Consider the following 23,093-nt stretch of genomic DNA (forward strand, 5'->3'; position numbering starts at 1 on the left):
TAACTCTCCTTCTTTTAAAAAAGGACGAATGGAGATTATCCATTCGTCCAAATGACTTGATTACATTTTTTGATGGAAAGTTCGACTAATAACGTCTTGTTGTTGTTCTCTTGTCAAATCTATAAACTTAACCGCATATCCCGAAACCCGAATAGTAAAATTAGCATACTCTTCTTTTTCTGGATGTTCCATTGCGTCCACCAATTTTACCTTACCAAAGACATTGACGTTAATATGATGAGCACCTTTATCAAAATACCCATTTAGAACATTTGTTAAATTTTCTACTCTTTCATTCTCATCGTGTCCAAGAGCATCTGGATTAATGCTTTGTGTATTTGAAATACCATCAAGTGCATATTTGTACGGCAATTTCGTTAACGAATTGAGAGAGGCGAGCAATCCATTTTTTTCCGCACCATATGAAGGATTCGCGCCCGGTGAAAGTGGTTCACCAGCTAAACGTCCATCAGGCAAATCCCCGGTAGCTTTTCCGTAAACAACATTTGATGTAATCGTCAAAATAGAAGTTGTTGCTTCTGAATCTCGATAAGTCTCATAATGATTGATTTTATCCATGAAAGATTTTAACAAATCCACCGCAAGATCATCTACTTTATCATCATCATTCCCATATTTAGGAAAATCCCCTTCTATTTTATATGAGATTACAAGTCCATTTTGATCTCGAATTGGATATACCTTCGCATATTTTATTGCGGATAGTGAATCTACCACATGTGAGAATCCAGCAATACCTGTTGCAAATGTTCGATCAAGTTTTGTATCCATCAAAGCTAATTCTGCAGCCTCATAATAATACTTATCATGCATGTAGTGAATGCAGTTTAAGGTATTTACATATATTCCCGCTAGCCACTCCATCATTGCGTCAAATTTCTTCATCACCTCTTCGTAATTTAGTTTCTGATCTGAAGTAATTCCTCTATACGCTGGGCCAACTTGAGCATTTGTTTTTTCATCTATACCACCATTAATAGCGTACAACAGGCACTTTGCCAAATTAGCTCTGGCGCCAAAGAATTGCATTTCTTTACCTGTCTGTGTTGCCGATACACAACAACAGATCGCGTAATCATCTAACCAAATTGGACGCATAACGTCATCATTTTCATATTGAATGGAAGAAGTATCTATTGACACTTTTGCGGCATATTTCTTGAAACCTTCTGGTAATCGTGAAGAATATAACACGGTTAAGTTTGGCTCAGGTGAAGGCCCCATATTTTCTAAAGTGTGTAAAAATCTAAAATCATTCTTGGTTACTAATGTCCGACCATCCAGTCCCATTCCTGCCAAAGCCAAAGTCGCCCATATTGGATCTCCCGAGAACAGTTCATTATATGACGGAATTCTGGCAAATTTTACCATCCTTAATTTCATAACCAAATGATCAATCAATTCTTGTGCTTCTGTCTCTGTTAGTAATCCTTTTTCTAGATCTCGTTGAATATAGATATCTAAAAAAGTAGAGATTCTGCCAATGGACATGGCCGCACCATTTTGTTCTTTTATGGCAGCTAAATATCCAAAATAGGTCCATTGTATTGCTTCTTTCGCAGTTTCTGCCGGACGAGAAATATCATACCCATAAGCTTCAGCCATTTCCTTCATACGTTTCAAAGCATTGTATTGATCTGTTATTTCTTCACGTAATCGTAAATCATCTGTCGTAAATTGACCATATCCAATATTGTCATAATCATTGAATTTTTTCTTCATTAAAAGATCAATTCCGTATAAAGCTACTCTTCGATAATCCCCAACAATTCGACCACGACCGTAGGTATCCGGCAATCCGGTAATAATTTTATTTCGACGAGCAGCACGAATTTCTGCGGTATAAACATCAAAGACTCCTTGATTATGTGTCTTACGGTATTTCGTAAAAATTTCTGAATATTTGGGATTAGGCGTATATCCATAACTTTCCAAAGATTCTTCAGCCATTCGAATACCACCATAAGGCATAAACGCTCTTTTTAGGGGTTTATCTGTTTGCAATCCAACAATGGTCTCTTGTTCTTTCAATTCAGAATCAATATAGCCGGCACCATAGGCATTCGCAGCTGTTACAATATCTGTCTCCATGTCCAGGACTCCGCCATTTTCCCGTTCTTGCTTTTGAAGTTCTTGCAACTTTCCCCAGAGCTTATCGGTTGCTTCGGTTGGCACTGCTAAGAATTCAGCCGTACCATCATAAGGAGTATAATTTGTTTGTATGAAATCTCGAGTATTAATTTCTCTTCTCCAAAGTTCTCCTTCGAAGTCTTTCCAAGCTACATCTGTCATTTTGTCTCACTCTTTCCTAACCGATTTTGATCATTTCGCAAAGTGGATTACATTTACGTAAAATTTGAATGGACTTAGTAAATTTCCTTAATTCGCTAGCTGATAACGTCGGAGTCACTGTTTCTAGTATTCCTTCTCTTCCAATCACACAAGGTATACCCGCAAAAACATCTTTTTGCCCATATTCTCCTTCTAATAAAGTCGAGGTTGTTAGTACAATATGTTCATCTTTCAAAATCGCTTTACTAATTCGTGTTAGTGCCATTGCAATACCGTAATAGGTAGCACCTTTGGCTTGAATTATTTTATATGCGGCATCTCTTGTATGCTCATAAATTTGTTCTAGCTCATAATCTGTGACTTTAAGCCGTTCTTTCACATCATTCAAATTCATTCCGGCAATCTTAACAGTCGACCACGGTACAAATTCTGAATCCCCATGTTCTCCAAAAACATTTGCTGTTACATCCTGAGGCGCCAAATCTAATCGGCGACTTAATTGATACCTTAATCTTGCGGTATCCAAAGTTGTCCCAGACCCAATAACCTTTTCTTTAGAAAAACCAGAGTATTTCCATACTGCGTATGAAATGATATCAACAGGATTAGAAGCGATTAAAAAAATACCATTAAATCCAGAATCAATGACCTCTTCTGTAATTTTTCTAGCAATATCAATATTCGTATTTATTAAATCCAATCGAGTTTGACCAACTTTTTGTGGCACACCTGCACAAATACAGACAATATCTGCTTCACAGCAATCCTTATAAGTACCGCTCCAAACATCTACATTCGTAAAAAAATTGGGTAGCCCATCTTGAATATCTGAAACATCAGCCATTACCTTATCCTTATTTACATCGATTAAAACAAGCTCATCACAAATATTCTGATTCACTATAGAAAAAGCATAACTCGATCCGACCGATCCCGTTCCAATCAAAACAATTCTCTTATTCACAATCACATACCGTCCTTTCTTGGTGAGGAAGCGCTTCCTGACGCTGTTATAATACACAATCCTTTCTAACAAATTCATTAACATTTGTTAATGATATAGCGCTTTCTTCATTTTATAATGAGTAAAAAGAGAGGTGAAAGTATGAATAGCCAGCAGTTGAATACCCATTTTTCTGATTATGTTAAACACTGTAAAAAAGAAATAATCTCCACTCGAAAACGCGAGTACATTGCTTTTGAAGAGTATCAAACATCTTATGTCTATGTTGTTAACTACGGTATTGTAAAAATGAGTACTTTTTTAAGTGACGGTAACGAGTTTAATATCAAATTTGTTACCGCTGGAAATATCATTACATTACTTGAAGATGAGAATTCTTCTACTGTTAACAACCCTTTTTCTATTTGTACGCTGAGTGAAAATGCGGAGATTTTATTACTAGATAGATTAGCCTTCTGGAATGATGTAAAACATGACGAAATTCTAAATGAATACATTAGATTTTATTATCGAAAAAACCTTAATTTTCAAATTCGAAAAACGTGTGCGTTAACTAGTAATGGAAAACTGGGAGCTGTTTGCGAGCTGCTGAATGAATTGCAAGAATCTTTTGGTCGGGACATGAGCTCAGGAAGACTGATTGACTTAAATATCTCAAATGAAGAATTAGCTAAATTCTGTGGAATCTATAATGCCAGCAGTTTTAATAGAATTCTACGAAAATTAAAAGAGCTGAATATTTTAGAAACGTGTTCCAATAGAATAGTGATTAAGGATATTGAGTTATTATTAACCACCGCACAACAATAACCTTCACCCAAATTAAGTTCATCCAAATTTGGGCTTTTTGTATTGCACTTAACGTGTGAATTAAAGATAAATAAAAAAAGGCCAACAATTAAGATTGGCCCTGGCTAATTTAGCAATGTTTACATGTTCTGCAAATAGACCCCTTAACCGATAATGTCTTCGATCAGTGATAAGAATAGCTGCATTTGCTTCGTTAGGTATTTGTTTTTGTGATACGCATAGAGCGCAATGATCTCCTCATCTAACTCTGTAGGAACTGAGATCAATTTTTGCTGCTCCAATTCCTCAGTCAAAGCAAATTCAGGTAGGTAAGCGACCCCCATGCGGCTCATGACATTCCTTTTGATGGCTTCCGCACTCCATAATTGCATCGAACAATTCAGCACGATCTCTCGTTCGTTCAAATAGTGATTGATCGTCTCTTGAAAGACGCTATCCGGATAATAGCTGATCAGATCAATCACCTTGTTTTGCCCTGGTGTTACAAAATCCAGCGCTTCAGGCTCCTCTTCTGGCGAAGCAATCAAAACAGCCTTAAAACGAGACAAAACAGAACTCACAAGTGAACGTTCTTCTCCGCCAACATCATAATGAATACCAATATCCACACTGCCGTCCAATACGCCGGCACGAACACTGTCGCAGTCCTGAATCAGAATCGATAATTTTACCTTAGGTGCCGCTTCCTTGAATCGTTTTAACACAGGCTGCATTTTGTAGATCAGCAATGTTTCAGGCATGGCTACGACCAATGTTCCTTTCAGTTCGCTCATTTCCTTTTCACAGTTATATAGAGAATCCATCGCACGCAAGATGGTATCTACATGGGGCAAGATACTATCCCCTGCCTGCGTCAGCACCATCTTCCGACCGACCTTTTCAAATAATTGCAGCTGCAATTCCTCCTCCAGCTGCTGAATATGAAACGTAACCGTTGATGGCGCATAGTTAAGCTCCCGAGAAGCACCTTGAAAACTGCCTGTCCGCAAAATCGTTTTAAACGTCTGTAAATATTTAAGATCCATCTCTCTCCTCCTCTATTCAACATTATCGAATGAATAATTCTAAACATTCGGATATTTAAAATCAGCTATTAATGATAGTTTAGAGAAAAGAGAATGTCTGTGCAAGAACATTCGGATTTAAGAGGTGTAACTATGAATCATGCATTACAGAAAACTCGTAACGTAACCGTATTGGCGCTCATTTGCTGCGCATTGTGGGGGAGTGCTTTTCCCTTCGTTAAGGTCAGCTACGATTGGTTCCATATTGAAGGAATCCCCAGCCAAATTTTGTTTGCCGGCTACCGCTTTTTTCTTTCCGGTGTCCTCACCTTCATCATTGGCTGTTTTATCGAAAAACGTTTGCTGACGATCAAACGCTCGTCCATTCCCGCCGTATTTGGTCAAGGTTTGCTTCAGACGACGATCCAATATGCCTTTTTCTATATCGGCCTGGCTCATACAACGGGAACAAAAGGCTCAGTCATCGATGCCTCCAGCTCCTTCATTGCCATTATATCCGCCCACTTTTTAATCAAATCAGAACGAATGACGTGGACAAAAATACTCGGCTGTACACTAGGTTTTCTCGGGGTAATCGTTATTAACCTGACGCCTGGTTCGTGGGAAAACAGCTTTCAATTCAAGGGTGAAGGTCTTCTATGTATCACTGCGATCGCTTATGGCTTAAGTACCGTTACTTCAAAACTTCTGACCGATCGCGAATCTCCTATTACAGTTACCGCCTATCAATTGCTTTTCGGCGGCGGCACCTTGATTGTGATTGGCTGGCTGATGAAGGGTTTTATTGGCAACTTTGATGCAAAGGGTCTGATTCTCTTTGCTTACCTAGTCTTTCTATCCGCTGCCGGCTTCGGCATCTGGACGATCTTGCTAAAATATAATCCGGTTGAAAAGATAGCAATCTTTGGCTTTACTATTCCAATTTTCGGCGTTGCCCTTTCCGCATTGCTGCTAAATGAAGAGCTCCTTTCGCTGCGAAATCTTCTTTCTTTAACACTCGTTTCAGCAGGTATCCTAATTGTTAATCACGTAAAAAAAGGAACGGCGAAACCAATTGAACCTAGAGAAATCCAACAAAAAAAAGGTGTTCGCAATTGAACACCTTTCTACTATCCTTCTCTTTACTTCACAAATGCAGCCACGTCATCCGTCAACTGTTCAAAGTCCAACTGATTGACCGCTTCGATCTGCTGGATCATTTCTTTCGGCAGCTCAGGGTTCATGCCGCCGCAGATTGCTGCGCTGATGGCGCCAATAGTGTCGGTATCCCAACCAAGCGACGCGCTTAATTGCGCAGCCTTTAATGGCTCGCCCTTGGCTAATTCGATGATGACAAAAGCGCTCGGGATCGTTTCGATCGTTTCCATTCCGGTACCGATCTCTTCGTACAATCGTTGTAAAATAATTTGTTCATCGCTTTCCTGTCGCAGAATTTTTCGCGCTTGATTCATGCGGAATGTTAGTGAAGCCGCAGGAAAATCATGTCCGTATTCTTTAGCTGCGTTAATCGCATCAAAGGCGATCGACCAAATTTCTTCGATGGATTGCCCACCTCGGACCGTGTAGCTGATCGCCGCCGCTACAGCACTAGCTCCTGCGATTGCGATTTTCGTGTTATGGGTCGGCAGGCAGATTTCCGCAACATTTTTCACCAATGTCGGCAAATCACGATAATCACTAATTAATCCGATCGGTGCAATTTTCATCGATGCCCCATTGGTCGTCCCTGTGACACCAGTCTCTTCGATTGGCACGCCCTGAGCGATTTTTTCCAAAGCCTTGAGCGTTGAAGGTCCTGAGACGAAAGCCGAAACCGGCGAATTGTCATTCCATTCTCGTAATTCGGCGATATAGTCTGCCACGCGAATCTGTCCTTGATTTTTCTTGATCATGGATAGGATCATTAGCACGTTCAATGTGTCATCCGTAATAGCTCCCGCCGCTAATTTCCGACCAAAGACATCATTTTCATTCGATGCGATTAATTCTGTCACCCCATCGGGAAAGTTCTGACGGATTTTTTCCTGCGACCAGCATTCTGTCGGCATCCCCATTGCATCGCCCAATGCTCCGGCCGCTAATACGCCCCAAATCTTTTCTCTCACCTAATTTACCTCCGCTAAGTTGATTGTTTCTGCTTGATTATTGAAGGGAATGACCGTCATTACATTATCGTTGATTTTGACATGTCCTTCCTGCTGACTAAGAACGTCTAAAAATTGATCAGAATTTGTAACGGTCACAAAGGACTCGATAGAATAGCCTGCTTCCGTTACCTTTGCCAAATCGACTTCTAGAATTTTCTCGCCTTGAGCCACTCTCTGGCCTTTTTCCACTAACGGTTTAAAGCCTGCTCCCTCGAGCTCCACTGTGTCAATTCCGATATGGATCAACACTTCGATCCCAGTGTCACTGACGATTCCAATCGCATGTCCGCTTGGAAACACCGTTTCGACGGTGCCAGCTACGGGCGATACAACCTCACCCTTTTCTGGAACAATCACGAAGCCGCTGCCTAATGATTTCGAAGCAAAGCTTGGATCTGCTGCAGTTTCAATCGGTTTGATTTCTCCTTGTAACGGCGAAACTAACACTTCCGCTTTCACTAAACTTTTTTCTTCAGGATCAACGACATCTTCTTCCTTTTTAAAGGTCATATAGGTTAATACAAACGCCACCGCAGCTGTAGCGATCGAAGCGATAACTGCAAGGATCACGCCATTCATACTCCCGCTCTTAGGATTGATAAAGGCTGCGAACCCAAGAATCCCAAAGGACATCGTGTACATTTTTGTAGAAGTCAACGCTAAGATCAATGAACCCACAGCGCCGCCGATCATCGAGAACGCAAACCGTTTCTTGACTGGCAAACTAAAGCCATAGATCGCCGGTTCGATGATACAGAACAAACCTGACACCATCGCTGGAATCGCCAACGCCTTTTGATCCTTCGAACGCGTCCGTAAAAAGACGGCTAAAACAACGGCGGTTTGTGCAAAGTTCGCGGTAAAGGACATCGGGAATATATAATCCACACCCGATTGTGCTAAATTGGTAATCCCAATCGCTGAAATCGGCCAATGCAATCCGAAGATGACTAATGGTTGATACAGCAACGCAACGACTAGCGAAGTAATCAAAGGTGAGATCCCATATAGCCCCGACACGCCCGCACTAATTAGCGAACTAAGCACATTCGTCACCGGACCAACTACCAAAATCGCTAGTGGAACGGTAATCAAGATCGTTAAGAAAGAATTCACGTTGTGGGCAATCACTGCCGGTACGACCCTTTTCAGCCATTTTTCTACCTTCGAGCCTACGTAAACAATAAAGATGATCGGAATCACTGTGTATTGATAGCCAGTCGCCGGAAAAAGAATCGGAATACCAAAGAAGGTATTAAAGACCGGCGTTTGGAACAGCGTCCCCTCAAATAACGTGTACAAAGCATCGCCGCTCGTCAGCCCCGTCATCAGTTCTGGAATCAGCAACGTAGCACCTAACATCATCCCCACAAAAGGATTCATCTTGAAGGCCTTCGCACTCGTATAGCCTAATGTGACAGGTAAAAAGTAGAAGACCGCCTGCCCCATCGCATGCAAAATAATATAGGCCCCATCATCGACCGATAAGACATTCGTCGCCGTCAATAAAGCTAAGATCCCCTGCAGCAGACCAGAGGCAGTCAAGATTCCTAAAACCGGCGTGATCACTTTTGTAATCGTATCCACTAATGTACTGACTAACCCTTTTTTCTCTTCTTCAGCTGCGACCGTTTTCCCATCCAACTGCTCCTGAACCACTTGAAAAATATCAGCTACATTTGTTCCGACCACTACCTGAAATCGTCCGCTAGCAAACTGCGCACTCATGACCTCCGGCGATTTCACCACTTCCTCACGCTGCACCAATGAATCATCCTTCAAGGTAAAACGCAGCCGCGTCATGCAATGGGTGACGCTTAAGACATTCTCCTTCCCGCCAACCTTTTCCAAAATAAATGATACCAAATCCTGATACTTATCCATGTTACTTCCCCCTTTTTTGGCATATAAAAAAGGCAACACTCAAACAAGAGACTCTTCATCCCTTGCTTGGGTGTTGCCTGCATAATCAGTTACAATCCCGTTTATTTAATTAGCCGTTGGATATGGAGAATCAAATACATCTCCTCCTCCGGATAAATCCGACAGGCCAATTTGTCCTGTAGATAATTTTTGATGATCCCGACACTCTCAGTCGCCTTCGGATAAAATTGAACCACCTGCTCAAACATCTCCGGCACCGATTCCTGCCTCGGTTCGTTAATTATGACACGTTGAATAAAGAATTTCAAGTGGGTAACAAAACGAACATAATTCAGCGACTCCGTATCCAGCTCGATCCCTAGACAATCCTCCACGATCAAGACCACCTTCTGCAGCATCTCTGTCGTCAATAACGTCTGAGCCGTATCATTATTCAAGCCGCCATTAATAAAGTGAAGCGCAATAAACCCCGCCTCATCCTCATTCAGCTCGATTCCCTCATAATAGCCGATCTGCTCAAGCGCCTTCATCCCCGCCGCAAATTCCTTCGGATAAAACTTCTTGATCTCCAATAACAGCGCGTTTTGAATCGTTTCACCCTTTCTAAAACGATTCACCGCATAATTAATGTGATCCGCCAAGCCAATATACGTATTACCATCAAAGGTCCGATCCAGCTCCGCCTCCGCATTCTTAATGATCAGCGTCACCATCTCAAGACGATTGATCGGGACTTCTTCGATCAATTGAACAAACCGATCCGCCACATTCGGAGAATCCACCACGAACGTCTTCTCGATCTTATCCTTCTCAACCGTCTCGCCAACCCGTTTCCGAAAGGCGATCCCTCTGCCAATCAGGATACGTTCCAGACCTTTTGTGTCAATTACCAAGACAACATTGTTGTTAAAAATCTTCTTTATTCTCAGCAAGTTCTCTCCCCATCCTCCGGCAAACTTTCATAAGCTATGATACGGGTTCTTTGGGGATTGTCAAGGATGGAACCGAAAAGAAAAATATAACCATCATAAAATAATTATATCCAAAAAAACTTTTAAAACTTTCAGCTTAGTGCTAGTTTGTTTTATAGAATTTCTTAGCATATTTATAAATCTTTAACGAATGCTTGCATTCGTAAGTTCAAATTCACATGAAACTTCTGATAAAAATTACTGCAAGTTTCTATTTTTTTACTTTCCAATCCTATCATTTAATTCTTTATACTTTATTTTTGGTGTAGTAGAAATATCATTATTAGATACCTCATGTACTTTCACTTCCACTGGGATCGGAAATAGCTCTCCTACAATAAATGCCGTTCCTGTTGGCAAATATGAGATTCTTGTTAACTGGTTAGAATTAATATAAGGGATAGTTTTTAGCATATAGTCTAGGTCCAGATTATTCTTTATTCTATGAATAAGATAATTGTTGCATTGGGATAGCACCGTTGAAGATAGTTCGCTTGGCCTTTGACTTGAAAGAAAAATAAAACAACCGAACTTTCGTCCTTCTCTTGCGATTGTTTTAAACCGTTCAATTTCCTGAAATGAACTATTTTCTCTGAATCTAGCGATATATCTATGAGCTTCCTCCAAGATGAATATGTTAATGTCTCGATCCTTTAACGGTAACTTTTTATTATTCTCAAAAATTTGTTTTAACAGATATGAAGAAAAGAATAACAATAAGTCATCGTCCAAGGAAGAGACAGAATATACTATCACTTGCTCATCACTTATCAGTGTAGAATTAGTTTTATCCGATAACAGTGAGGAATATCGAGTCTGTATACTTTTGATTCTCATTTCTAATGATCCACAATGCGAACGCGCTTGAGCGTTTCCTTTACACTCTTCTAACAAAAAGGAGAACTCCAAACCATTTAATAAACTTTCGAAAGAGTCTACTCTATAATCACTTTCTTCTAATCTTTTTTGAAGAAAAGTATTGTCTGTTTCATCAGAGTGTTCAAATCTCATAGTTGATAGCAAAGAATCTAAAAATGTCTTCTCATCGCTACTAGAAAAGTTAGCATATTGTGCATTATATGAACTAGTATCAATTCCAGTACCAGTCAAAATATTGATTATTTTAGTTCTTTTTGCTACAGCATCTGTTTGAGCATAGCGAAAAAGTGTAAAGGCCAAAAAACACCTCAACCATTTCTCTGAAATTCGAAAATTATTCAATGCATCGGCTAATTTGAGTGCTGTTTGTAAAACTGGTAATTGAACCAAATCAGAAGGCTTCACTAAATTTATCCAATCCTGAAGATCCAAAGACTCAACGTTTATCTTGTATTCCTTTAGCACATCAATTGTCGAAACATTGTCTATTCCTGAATATTCATCATGTATATCCAAAACGTGTAAATGTAAATTCTTGGTTTCTAGTTTTTTCGTTTCCGAAATTAATTGCCTTATCGTTGTAGATTTCCCCGAACCTGTATTACCTAAAATAGCTGTATGATGGCTAAATATTTTCTCTGGATCGATCTCAGCAGTATATTTTTCCTCAATAACCCCTAATCTCAAAGCATGTTCCGAATGATCAATTGAAAAAATGATGCCATACTCATCTTCATTCGTTAAGTACACTCTATTTTGTAACGAGGGATACTGTTTCATGTTAAATTCTATTTTTCCATCCTGGATAATTCCAATAGGAATACATTCAAATTTCCCTGTATAATCCAGCTTTGAGTTTTCTAACTTGGTTAGTATCTGTTCTTTATCTTCAGCCTTTATGACCTGATAAATGAACTTTTGGTTTATATCATTAATAATAGTGACATAGTCAACTACTCCTTTGGCCACATAAGTATGACCAAGAAGATTGTAGTTCAATTTACTAAAGTCAGAAACTTCAAAAACTAACTTATTATAAGTTATACTTGAAACTCGTCCGATACTATGCATCTTTTTCACCTATTTTTTCCGCTGTCTCTCTCAGTAAGTATTTGTCAGTGATCAAGTTAAAGTAATGGCCTTTAGTACCATCTTCAAATAAACCTCCAATAAGATGAACATTTCTTTTCTTTTCAAAACTGCGATAAAACTCCTTCATTTTCTCCTCATCCTTATCACCAAATATGATAAGGTTAAAATCTTGGTTTTGAAGATTTTGAGAAATAATATTATTGATATGCTCATCTGGAAAACCATATCCCATTACAATAAGTGTCGTATTCGGTTTTTGGAGAGTAGTAGAAAATTCTCTAAATAATTCTGAATATGGAGATTGAGCAGTTTCCCTGTGTTTCAATACTGTTGGATAAATGACGATATTTTCTTCTTTTCCATTTCCTTGACGGAGTCTACCATTACCATCTTGGTACCAGTTTATTGAACCATGAATTTTGTATATATTAGCTTCTTTTTTTACTGGTTGCCATTTATCTTTGTATCGTTCTGTATCATCAACTAGACGATATTTAAACTGATTGATATCAAACGATTGGCTTAAATCACTTGAAAAACCCGTCGTATACGAAAAATTATTATGCTCCATCGCAATTTCATTAAATAAATCATAGTTGGTTGTAAAAACAGATAGTTTTGTACTTTCAATTCTTCTAGAATTAAAAATGGAACGGTAGAATTTTGTGTAAGTGTCAATCGTTTTTGACTTAGCATATTGATCATCACCAAATTTTGGAATCGTTTGAATGAACTCCTTTTTTATCTTTTCAAAAATTGATTTGAGCTCACTCTTTTTGTCTTCATTTCTCTCAAAACTTATTCCACTTTGAATCCAGTTTAATAAACCTTCTATATCCGTAAAATCATCAATCCAGCCATCCTCAACAAAATCAAAAACTTTAAGCTTGATATCAGTATTTTTCGGTTTTGATAGTATTTCCTTCATTGTAGTTCCCATCATTGGTACTGAAGGCGTGGAACAACCAGACCCTATAAAAAAGGCAAGATTGCTGGCTCTTAACGATTCTTTGATAAAACCACTAACATGTTCAATTTGACTATCAACCTCTTCAATTCCCTCAAGAACATCTCCTGCTCCCTGAAGGTGATACAGTTTTGCTTCATTCTCTTTTTCCATTGTTTCCATCCTTTCCAAAGGAAATTTAGACACGTTTTTTTATTTTCAATGCAGACATTCGCTTCGTTGATTTAAAAAAGATCGAAAATCAACACTTTTTACGAGAGATTAATTTTTCAAATCTTTGATTTCTACCCTTTTTTATTGAGACTCAATCAAACATACTATTTAACCATCAAAAAAAGTATTCTTATTTTTTCTGTTGACTTGAGCTTATACTCCTAGAAGGTTACAATATTCATTAATTAGATAACTAATAAAAAACACTTATAATGCAGACTAATTACGCACACAATCAATGTTACTACATTTCAACATAAATAGTTATTATTTTTTTGTGTTAGATATAGCGAATAGTTCAGCAAGACTTTTTTTAGTCGAGAACACTCACCTGAAGGAGGAACGAATGAGTTCAAAGCCTATACTTAATAAAATTTCTGATCTCTTTTTTAGCATGAGTGACGAAAAATCTAAATTGACTGCAGATTTAAAGATATTAAACAAACAATTAGAAGAGCAAAAAGAGAATATTGATAAATTGACCTCAAAAATTGAAAACAAAGAAAAACGAATGAATGAACTTAATACACTGACAGAAACTTTAAAGAAAGAAAATGAAGTAAAAATCAACGAGAACCTTTTGATTTCAAACAAATTAAAAAACTATGAAGATAGATTTGGGATAATTGATACGATACCAACTCCTACTTCTGATTTATTCTCTCCTACTGATCCTGATGCCAATGTACTATATCAGCTAATAAAATTTAATGGTGGTAATGAGTTTAGTGCGGAGCAATTAGCAGCTATTCGCTTCGACATGAAGACTCATTTGAGAATAATAGCGGGAGCTGGAAGTGGAAAAACTCAAACTATTTGTGCAAAAGCAGCCTATTTAGTTCAATACCAACAGATCAAAGAAGAATCGATTATAATGTGTACTTTTTCAAACAAAGCTGCTCAAGAAATGAATGAACGAGTCGTAAAATATATGAACGGTAGTAACAAAATCAAGGTAAAAACATTTCATAGCTGGTTCAACCACGAAGTCCAGATCTTGAAAGAAACATTTCCACATCTATCAACCATAGGAATACCAGGGAAAATAGAAAAAAAGAAAATTGACACTGTCATTAGAAAATTGATTAAGAAGTACAAGCTATACAATTTTGATAAATTTGAAGACACGAACATCGCGAAGCGTTTAAGTTATTGGGTAAATATGGGGTTTTCTGACACAGACATCATTCATTTTATTGAGGAACACTTTGATAAAGAGAATTTTTTTAAAGACACGAAACTGAGTACAGTTTTTAAACTTTTTCTAGACGAACTCGAAACAATAAAACGTGAAGAAGAAATTATTTCTTTTGATAACATGATGAATAATTTGAAACTCATTTTAGAAACTGATAACACTGCATTAAGGTATATACGTGATAAATATCGTTATATTTTCATCGATGAGTTTCAGGATATTAATCCTCTGCAAAAACGAATTGTAGAACTGATTTGTCCACCCGATAAAGAAAATGATCCTGAAACAAAAACTAAATTGATTATTGTTGGTGATGACGACCAGAGCATTTACTATTTTCGGGGAGCTGAACCTAAGTATATTAAAGCGTTTGATCAAGAGTACGAACAAACCTCATTAAGTTTAATGACAAATTACCGTTCGACCCTTCCAATTGTTCAAGCGGGAAATGTACTCATTCAAAACAATGCTCACGATCGGATTTCTAAATCTATGGTAGCGAATAATAAGGATACTTCTAACGATTGTTTTATTGCTGGTTTTGAAGACGAAAATTCTGAAGCCAACTGGATAACTGACAATATCTTTAAACTGGCCGAAAAAGAAGCCCCCTTTGCTTTCGACAATTCTTATCCAAATTATTCCGATATATTAGTTCTATATCCTACAAAATTACAGCTTCGATCACTCATGAAGTACTTAACAATGAAAGACATCCCTTTCGTAACAAAGGTTGAAGACAACCTCTTAGGCATCTTTTCAATAAATTTGTTCAAAGTGCAGTTCGATTTATTTATAGAAGCTAGAGCTGTTACAAACAGACAGGGAAAAGAAGAAGTTCTAAAAAAATTGATTCAACAGTATGCTTCATGCTTCTATATCAATTATGCTACTAGTGCTTCGTTTGCAAATAGATTCTTCGCTAATGAGCAATATACCGACGAGAATATCAGTGAGGAAATTGTTAATTTTCTTGGTAAAGAGAGACGTTTATCAAATAAAGAAAAATATTCTTCTATGATTTTCTTTGAACAAATAGAGTCCCTGCTAAATCATAATGATTTAGATTTGAAAAAAATTGCTGATTCACTCATAAATACACGAAAATTCAAAGCGGACTTGGACGAAGAGGAATTGTTATGGTTGAAGAACGAACTATACGATAAAGTGAATTGGAAAGGACTTTCGGATTACTATCAACAAACTGTAATGCAAAATGACAACATGAAAAAGCGTTTAGCTGAATACGATAACGGTCGACTCAATGCTGTTTGTCTTATGACTATTCATTCAAGTAAGGGGCTAGGAAAAAAGAGTGTATTTGTCAGAGGGGTTTACGATGGCTCATTACCAAATCATAGATCTCTTCCAAAAAATAAATGTGACCTAAAAATTGCTATTGAACGTGCCAAACCACCGAGTATTCTTGAAGAGCAAAGAAGATTGATGTATGTGGCAATTACTCGAGCAAAGAAAAATCTTTATATTACTTATCCGAGAACAGTGAATGAAAAACCGACGATTATGTCTGAATTTATAAAGGAGTCAAATATGAGCGTAAGAAATTTCTAGTATTAAGAAATAGTCATCCTCTCAAAGAGTTCATCGGAGAGTATAAAATATTTTGTGTAAGTTCCAATGGTAAAATGAACTAAATCAACCAGGAGGAACAGACCATGAGTATGCTCTCTAAAGATCAAATCAAAGAAATGATTCAACACTATGATATTAAGACTACCGAAGATATAAAAGACGCATTTAAAGATATGTTTGGTGAAACGATTCAAGAGATTATGGAAGCAGAACTGGAGACACATCTCGGTTACGAAAAACACGATAAAAAGACGAAGAGCACTACGAATAGGCGAAATGGTTCCAGTTCTAAGACCTTACGGTCCTCAGAATATGGCGACCTGCCGATTGCTGTCCCTAGAGATCGAGAGGGTGAATTTGAGCCTGCCATCGTTAAAAAGAATCAATCTTCTGTTTCTGGTTTAGAAGAACGAATTATTGCCATGTATGCCAAAGGCATGAGCACCAGAGATATTCAAGATCACTTTAACGATTTATATGGATCCGAAGTGTCTCCAACGCTCATTTCAAATGTCACAAATAAAGTTTTGCCGCTGGTAAAGGAATGGCAAAATCGACCTTTAGAAGCACTCTATCCAATTATTTTTATGGATGCGATTCACTTTAAAGTCCGTCATGAAGGCCGGATTCAATCGAAAGCTGCCTATGTTGTTTTAGGTATCACAGTTGAAGGTTTAAAAGAAGTTTTAGGTATTTGGATCGGCGAATCTGAATCATCAAAGTTCTGGCTATTGGTGCTGAATGAGTTGAAAAATCGTGGTGTGCAAGATATTTTGATTGCGTGTACGGATAATCTAAATGGATTCAGTGAAGCCATTCAAGCCACTTTTCCAGAAACAGAGGTTCAAAAATGCATTGTCCATCAAATTAGAAACAGTGTGAGATTTGTTGGTTATAAGGATTTAAAGGCTGTTACTACTGATTTAAAACCGATCTATAAAGCATCTACTGAGGAACAGGCTTTAGAAGCCTTAAGTGATTTTGACGAAAAATGGGGTAAAAAATATCCAATCATTACCAAAAGTTGGATGGATAATTGGACCGAATTGGCTACTTTTTTCAAGTATCCAGAAGAATTAAGACGAATCATTTACACAACGAATCTTATTGAAGGATTTCACCGACAATTGCGAAAACCGACAAAATCAAAAAGTGTGTTTCCATCAGATGAGTCGTTAATAAAGATGCTTTATCTTGTAACAATGGACGTCACAAAAAAATGGACCATGAAGGTCCAAAATTGGGGTCAAATTCTGTCACAATTCGTCATCTTTTTTGAAACTCGAGTGACCGATTACATTTAAGCTTTATGAACTTACACAAAATTCTTTACAGCCCCGTTCATCGATAGATTTTGAAGTTACGGCTATTCACGACAGTCTCTCACAACCTAGTATTTAGAAATACAATCTTGAAAAATAATATGTACTGCCACTCACTCGCAAAATAAAATGACACTTTCTTAGTACCTCGAAAGTGTCATTTTTATATTTATAAACTACTTGCCATCAATTCTGCTTGAGCAACAATTTTTTCAACAGCAATCTTTTGTAGATCAGGTGGATAACCATATTTTTTCAATAATCGTCTAACAGTCACACGCATTTTTGCACGAGCACTCTCACGAACGGACCAATCCACACTCATATTATTCTTGATTGCCACTGTCAATTCATGTGCAATTGCTTTAAGTGTATCATCACCCAGCACTTCTTTTGCTGTTTGGTGGTCAGCAAGAGCATCGTAGAAAGCAATTTCATCTCTCGATAGTCCCAAATCTTCTCCACGTTGAACCGCTTCACTCATATCTTTAGCCATCTGAATCAATTCTTCGATAACTTTAGATGTTTCAATCGTTCGCTTATTGTATCGATCAATCGATCCATTCAACATTTCAGTAAACTTCCGTGCCTGAATCAAGTTTGTTCGTTGGATAGCACGTACTTTTCCTCGCAATAATCGGTCTAACAATGTCACTGCCACATTTTTTTGAGGCAATGCTCGTACCTCTGCTAAAAATTCATCAGATAAAATAGATAAATCTGGTTTCTCCAAACCAAGTGATTCGTAAATATCGACTACACCTTCTGCAACAACCGATTTGGACAATAATTGTTTCAGTTGTTCGTCGACTTGTTGTTGCGTTGGCTTCGTTCCTGTCATATCTAATTTCATTAATGCGACTTTCACAGCTTTGAAAAAGGCAACTTCAGCATTAATATCTTGCGCTTCTGGCTCTGTAGCACACAAAGCAAATGATTTTGATAATTCGGTCACTAGATCTTTGTAGAGTTTCGTTTTTTCCTGACCTAACGCTAGAATATAATCCATTGTATTGTTAAGTGTTCTCATTTTTACAGAAGCTTTGTCGCTAGTGAATTCCTCGTAATTGATTCCATAAAGAAGTTCTGTAATTAAATCATACTTTTCCATCATTACATTGACAGCAGCAGCAACGTCGACCCCTGCCTGTTCTTGGTCACTTGGTGTGTACTCTTGTAAGGCTTCCTTTAAACTATCTGCAATGCCAATGTAATCAACAATCAATCCGCCTTCTTTATCCTTAAACACTCGGTTGACACGTGCTATAGCCTGCATCAAATTATGGCCTTTCATTTGCTTATCTAGATACATCGTATTCATCGCAGGCACATCGAATCCTGTTAACCACATGTCTCGAACAATAACAATTTGTAACGGATCATCATTGTCTTTCATCCGATTAGCTAGTTTTTCACGTCTAGCTTTGTTTCCAATGAACGGTTGCCAATCCTCTGGATCACTAGATGAGCCTGTCATAACAATTTTGATACGTCCTTTATCGTCATCATCTGAATGCCAATTTGGGCGAAGCTTAACAATTTCCTTGTATAGATCGATAGCGATTCGACGAGACATCGTTACAATCATTGATTTTCCGAAAGAAGCATTTTGTCGCTCTTCAAAATGATCCACGAAATCTTTTGCTAATGTCTCTAATCTTGATTTTGCTCCAGCTACTGCCTCTAAACGACTCCATTTACTCTTAGATTTATGAACAACATATTCTTCTTGCTCTTCCATAATTACATCTACTTGCGGATCAAGGTCAACTCCGCTTGATAGCTTCAGTGGGATAATGCGACTTTCATAGTAAATTTTGACAGTGGCACCATCAGCCACTGCTTGTGTCATATCATAAACATCAACATAGTTTCCAAATACTGCACGGGTAGATTTATCCGTACTTGCAATTGGTGTACCTGTAAATCCAATGTAAGAAGCATTCGGTAAGGCATCCCGTAGGTACTTGGCATATCCATACTTCATTACATAATCTTCATCGGTGCTTTGGGCTAATTTTCCTGAGAATCCGTATTGACTTCTGTGGGCTTCATCTGCCATAACGATGACATTTCTTCGATTAGTTAATGCAGACATCTCTGTTCCTTCATCGGGAGAGAATTTCTGCATTGTAGTAAAGACAATCCCACCGGCTTCGACAGATAGTAATTGTTTCAAATCACTTCGGCTTTCTGACTGTTTCGGAGTTTGTCGCAACAGTTCACAAGACTGACTAAAAGTTAAAAATAATTGATCATCCAAATCATTACGGTCAGTTAATACTACAATTGTTGGATTATCCAATTCTTGAATTAGTTTTCCAGAGTAAAAGACCATGGATAAACTTTTGCCCGATCCTTGCGTATGCCAGACAACACCAATTTTCTGATCTCCTTCTGATGAAGCAGCTCTTTTTGTTTCATCGACCGCTCGATTAACTGCATGATACTGGTGATAAGCCACTAAAATTTTAATCGTTTGCTTCCCATCATCTTTGAATAAAATAAAATGACGTATTAAATCTAGCAAAACCACTGGATTTAACATTCCTCTAATCAACACTTCGAGCTGAGTATGTGTTGTACTGGTTTCATTCTTGCCATCCATCGTTCGCCAAACCATAAAACGTTCTTCATTACTAGAGATCGTCCCAGCTTTCGCACTAAAACCATCACTAATAATCATAATTTCGTTAAAATTAAATAAGCTAGGTATTGTTGATTTATATGTTTGCAGCTGATTATATGCATCGCTAGTTCCCACGTTTTCATTTGTCGCATTTTTTAACTCAATAACGACTAAGGGTAAACCATTCACAAATAGAATTACATCCGGACGTTTTTCTTTATTTCCTTCTTTAATAACAAACTGATTAACTGCTAAAAACTCATTATTTTCTGGATGTGAAAAATCAAATAACCAAATTTTCTTTGTAACATTATTGATCCCTTCTCGGGTCTCAATGTCGATTCCATCTGTAATAAATTTGTGAAAGGTACGATTATTCACTGCCATATTCGGATGTTGAGGAATGACTATTTTACGTATCGCTTCCTCGATTACATCCATGCTTGCATCACGATTGATTGATAACAGTGCTTTTTTTAGGTTATCTATCAATATTAGATCACTATAACTTTTTCGCGCGGCCATTTCACCATCAGGTTCAAACTGAACACCAGACACTGGAGTATAGCCGGCATCTTCCAACCACTCTAAAGCTGTTTCTTCTAGCTCCGCCTCTGTAAAACGAAAATCAGACATGTAGCACCTCCTATGTCTCAAATACTTTTCTACTATTTATTCAAATTAATCTTTCCCTCTTACATGTTTAGAATAGTTCATATCAGTATTAATTAGTTTGAATTTCTCATTTATTCCTTTAAAGTCTTCCCTATCTTTGAATCCAAGTTCTCTCAGTAAGTGAAATTCTAATATTGATCTGAGTATTCTGATTGCGTAGCCCAACTCTTTACCAAATAAAGCTGATTTTTTTCGCTTTTCGTTATAATGTGTATAGTAATTTCTAGTGTCAGAAATAATCTTGGGGAAATCTTTCAAGTTAAACAACCCAGTCATCATATATGGGCTAATATATTGATTATTGTCTATAAATATTAAGTGGGCAATTCTTTCACTCAATAGAATTTGTTTTCTTTTCTCCTCTCTCACGAAAAAATCAAACCAATTCGAAGGAGAATCCTTCAATCTGTCTCCAATTATCTTAATATATTCTGATTTCTCATCAGAAATCATTCTTGAATGATATGTTTCTAAGGCTTGGCAAATATTTAAAAAATGGTTTTGCATAGAGTCATTTTCCGAATAATAGGCTCTGATATACAAATTGATGACAGGCTTTAATTTATTTGCCTTATTTCCCCATTCAAAAAGGTCAGCACTTTGCATGAGCTTTTTACAGTTGAAAAGAAAGGAGAATGGATGGAGTTGATCTAAGTCATTCTTTTTAGAAAAGCTTGATTCTACCTTAAACAAAGTATTTTTTATTGTATCATAATTTCCCTCAGGTTCTTGTAATAAAGAAAATTTCTGATAGTTTATCTGATTTTGAAGTGCTATTTCTATTATTTGTTTGAATGATTTAAACTTTTCTTCAAACCATGTGATACTCTGAAAAGAATTTTTACTAGTGACAATGATAGTTGGATATTGTCTAAATGCTACCTCTTCCTCTAAAAAATCGAAAGGTATGTTTGTATTTACTCGATATTTTATCTGGTAACTCTCTCCATCAAAAATAGTGATTTCATTATCATAATTTCTAGAAAGATAACAAGGGGCACCCATTTTTGTATTCCAATTAGTAATATTTCCCCATTTCATTATTCCCGAGACGCTATAATTGGCTTGTCTGAAAAATCTCTCATCACTCGATTTGAGACCACTAACAATATAATCTACTGTATATTTGAAGACTTCACGTTGATAAGAAATTTCTGACGTATGGCTATATCGATTTAGTCCAAAAAGAGAAAAAACTCCTCCATTGGCAAGCGTTACCTCTAGGTAATCTATCTCAAATGGTAATAATAAATTTGACCCAATTTGAGGACTATCATGACGATATTCAATAAATACTAGGAAACTAGTTAAATCTTTATTGCTGTATATAGAAACTGGATACTCGTTATAGTCATCATCTATCTTGCCTAGACCGGTGTGCTTTAGTTCATGTCGCACTGCTTTACACCTCGTTTATGAAATATTAAAATACTTCCTTCCTCGACAGTCTAAAAACTATACAACTTCATATTCACCCGAGAGAAGTCTAGGTAGTAAAATATTTCTGGTATCATTCAGACTATCATTTTCTTGTTCCAAGTTTTCAATTTGCCAAAACCAACACTTCACAATACTGCAAAAAATATTAATAATTTTGGAGTCTGGGATTATAACTGGAAATTTTTTCATAATTGACCCAGATACCTCTTTAAAAGTTGACCCTGTAGCTCTGCTTTCGATATCAGTTACTTTATTTTTTAGTAAAAGGTAAACAAATTCACTTTGATTTATTTCTTTTGGAACCACAGATTTGAAGCCTTGGTTGGTAGAGACTTCTTTACTAGCAATAGCAATGTACCCTATAGGGGCTCTGGAACTGAAAAGTACTGATTTAGCAGGAATCAATCTTGCACTACTTTTTGATAAACCTAAATTGGTAATATTTGTTTTCCCTCGAGAAATAAATACATTCTTTTGCTCTGATAAATCCTTTGGCGTAATCCAAGATATGGTCCCCTCTTTAAAATATTCCTCCTTTTTCTTTGAAGGCGTTCCACCACCAATGATCTCACCAATATCACTTAACTTACCCACTTCCCAGCCTTCTGGTATTTCTCCTAACTCACTTTCAGTCATCTTTCCACAACTAGTTTTATAAGGATTTACATTTTCATCAGGAAACTCAAAATCAACAAACCAACGTTTGAAAAGCGTTGCCGCCAATTCTTCTAAAGTAGTAATTATTTGATTGTTAAGCTCGATTTTATTTGTTAAACTATCAAGTATTTTTACAATACTTATTTGTTCTTTCATCGATGGAATAGGAACTCTTACAGCTTTTAAGGAAGTAGAAGCTTGCGCTATAGCTGGAACCCCAACCTGTGATTGATTCATGCTGAATTGTAATATTAATCGCAACAAAGAACCCATCAAAAATTTCTAGTAAAATGAGTTTAGGATAACAAACTACT

At 37.3% G+C, this 23,093-nt stretch carries 15 protein-coding genes; 4 read left to right on the plus strand and 11 right to left on the minus strand.

Annotation, left to right across the window (positions count from 1 at the left end):
* Positions 1–60 precede the first annotated feature (60 nt).
* Complete coding sequence (pflB, locus tag IGI38_RS14230) at positions 61–2,313, minus strand: formate C-acetyltransferase (RefSeq protein WP_438731739.1); 2,253 nt, start codon at positions 2,311–2,313, stop codon at positions 61–63.
* 16 nt (positions 2,314–2,329) lie between these two features.
* The gene (locus IGI38_RS14235) at positions 2,330–3,277 is read right to left on the minus strand and encodes an L-lactate dehydrogenase (RefSeq protein WP_438731742.1); all 948 of its coding nucleotides are present in this window, start codon (positions 3,275–3,277) and stop codon (positions 2,330–2,332) included.
* Positions 3,278–3,418: 141 nt separating this feature from the next.
* Here IGI38_RS14235 and IGI38_RS14240 point away from each other — a divergent pair, with 141 nt between their 5' ends.
* A complete protein-coding gene (locus tag IGI38_RS14240; protein ID WP_438731744.1) occupies positions 3,419–4,087 on the plus strand; it encodes a Crp/Fnr family transcriptional regulator in 669 nt (222 codons plus the stop codon).
* Between the two features lie 143 nt (positions 4,088–4,230).
* Here the strand turns inward: IGI38_RS14240 and IGI38_RS14245 are convergent, their stop codons facing one another.
* Positions 4,231–5,112, minus strand: coding sequence for a LysR family transcriptional regulator (locus IGI38_RS14245; protein ID WP_438731747.1), 882 nt, complete (start codon positions 5,110–5,112; stop codon positions 4,231–4,233).
* Between the two features lie 93 nt (positions 5,113–5,205).
* On the opposite strand from IGI38_RS14245, the gene IGI38_RS14250 reads away from it, so the two are divergent.
* Positions 5,206–6,210, plus strand: a complete 1,005-nt coding sequence (locus IGI38_RS14250; RefSeq protein WP_438731750.1) for a DMT family transporter — start codon at positions 5,206–5,208, stop codon at positions 6,208–6,210.
* Positions 6,211–6,233: 23 nt separating this feature from the next.
* On the opposite strand, the gene IGI38_RS14255 is transcribed toward IGI38_RS14250, so the two are convergent.
* The 5 genes from IGI38_RS14255 to IGI38_RS14275 all read right to left on the minus strand — a co-directional run bounded on the left by IGI38_RS14255 (position 6,234) and on the right by IGI38_RS14275 (position 13,205).
* Positions 6,234–7,217, minus strand: a complete 984-nt coding sequence (locus IGI38_RS14255) for an ADP-ribosylglycohydrolase family protein (RefSeq protein ID WP_438731753.1) — start codon at positions 7,215–7,217, stop codon at positions 6,234–6,236.
* Complete coding sequence (locus IGI38_RS14260; protein WP_438731756.1) at positions 7,218–9,143, minus strand: beta-glucoside-specific PTS transporter subunit IIABC; 1,926 nt, start codon at positions 9,141–9,143, stop codon at positions 7,218–7,220. It lies immediately after the preceding gene.
* Positions 9,144–9,244: 101 nt separating this feature from the next.
* Positions 9,245–10,075, minus strand: a complete 831-nt coding sequence (gene licT, locus IGI38_RS14265) for a BglG family transcription antiterminator LicT (RefSeq protein ID WP_438731759.1) — start codon at positions 10,073–10,075, stop codon at positions 9,245–9,247.
* A gap of 258 nt (positions 10,076–10,333) precedes the next feature.
* On the minus strand, positions 10,334–12,064 hold the full coding sequence (locus IGI38_RS14270; RefSeq protein ID WP_438731763.1) for an ATP-binding protein: 1,731 nt from the start codon (positions 12,062–12,064) through the stop codon (positions 10,334–10,336).
* Positions 12,057–13,205 (minus strand): SIR2 family protein, encoded by a 1,149-nt coding sequence (locus IGI38_RS14275; RefSeq protein WP_438731766.1) that lies wholly within the window; start codon positions 13,203–13,205, stop codon positions 12,057–12,059. The genes IGI38_RS14270 and IGI38_RS14275 overlap by 8 nt, the downstream gene beginning before the upstream one ends.
* Positions 13,206–13,611: 406 nt before the next feature.
* Between IGI38_RS14275 and IGI38_RS14280 the strand changes: the two genes are divergently transcribed.
* Positions 13,612–16,035 (plus strand): ATP-dependent helicase, encoded by a 2,424-nt coding sequence (locus IGI38_RS14280; protein WP_438731769.1) that lies wholly within the window; start codon positions 13,612–13,614, stop codon positions 16,033–16,035.
* A gap of 104 nt (positions 16,036–16,139) precedes the next feature.
* A complete protein-coding gene (locus IGI38_RS14285) occupies positions 16,140–17,360 on the plus strand; it encodes an IS256 family transposase (protein WP_438729813.1) in 1,221 nt (406 codons plus the stop codon).
* A 187-nt stretch (positions 17,361–17,547) separates the two neighbouring features.
* On the opposite strand, the gene IGI38_RS14290 is transcribed toward IGI38_RS14285, so the two are convergent.
* From IGI38_RS14290 to IGI38_RS14300, 3 genes are read right to left on the minus strand one after another with little or no spacing between them, the layout of a single operon-like run.
* A complete protein-coding gene (locus IGI38_RS14290; protein WP_438731772.1) occupies positions 17,548–20,643 on the minus strand; it encodes a type I restriction endonuclease subunit R in 3,096 nt (1,031 codons plus the stop codon).
* Between the two features lie 45 nt (positions 20,644–20,688).
* Complete coding sequence (locus IGI38_RS14295) at positions 20,689–22,080, minus strand: HEPN domain-containing protein (protein ID WP_438731774.1); 1,392 nt, start codon at positions 22,078–22,080, stop codon at positions 20,689–20,691.
* 57 nt (positions 22,081–22,137) lie between these two features.
* Positions 22,138–23,052 carry a restriction endonuclease subunit S gene (locus IGI38_RS14300; protein ID WP_438731777.1) on the minus strand — a complete coding sequence of 305 codons (915 nt, stop codon included), beginning with the start codon at positions 23,050–23,052 and terminating at the stop codon, positions 22,138–22,140.
* Positions 23,053–23,093 lie beyond the last annotated feature (41 nt).

Origin of the sequence: Enterococcus sp. AZ128 (assembly GCF_051714485.1) — a bacterium.
In the GTDB taxonomy this organism is placed as follows: domain Bacteria; phylum Bacillota; class Bacilli; order Lactobacillales; family Enterococcaceae; genus Enterococcus_A.

Coding starts and splice junctions, on each gene's coding strand:
- IGI38_RS14270 (WP_438731763.1), bottom strand. CDS start 12,064: ATGCATAGTATCGGACGAGTTTCAAGTATAACTTATAATAAGTTAGTT.
- IGI38_RS14300 (WP_438731777.1), bottom strand. CDS start 23,052: ATGGGTTCTTTGTTGCGATTAATATTACAATTCAGCATGAATCAATCA.
- IGI38_RS14290 (WP_438731772.1), bottom strand. CDS start 20,643: ATGTCTGATTTTCGTTTTACAGAGGCGGAGCTAGAAGAAACAGCTTTA.
- IGI38_RS14240 (WP_438731744.1), top strand. CDS start 3,419: ATGAATAGCCAGCAGTTGAATACCCATTTTTCTGATTATGTTAAACAC.
- pflB (WP_438731739.1), bottom strand. CDS start 2,313: ATGACAGATGTAGCTTGGAAAGACTTCGAAGGAGAACTTTGGAGAAGA.
- IGI38_RS14245 (WP_438731747.1), bottom strand. CDS start 5,112: ATGGATCTTAAATATTTACAGACGTTTAAAACGATTTTGCGGACAGGC.
- IGI38_RS14285 (WP_438729813.1), top strand. CDS start 16,140: ATGAGTATGCTCTCTAAAGATCAAATCAAAGAAATGATTCAACACTAT.
- IGI38_RS14260 (WP_438731756.1), bottom strand. CDS start 9,143: ATGGATAAGTATCAGGATTTGGTATCATTTATTTTGGAAAAGGTTGGC.
- IGI38_RS14280 (WP_438731769.1), top strand. CDS start 13,612: ATGAGTTCAAAGCCTATACTTAATAAAATTTCTGATCTCTTTTTTAGC.
- IGI38_RS14250 (WP_438731750.1), top strand. CDS start 5,206: ATGTCTGTGCAAGAACATTCGGATTTAAGAGGTGTAACTATGAATCAT.
- IGI38_RS14275 (WP_438731766.1), bottom strand. CDS start 13,205: ATGGAAAAAGAGAATGAAGCAAAACTGTATCACCTTCAGGGAGCAGGA.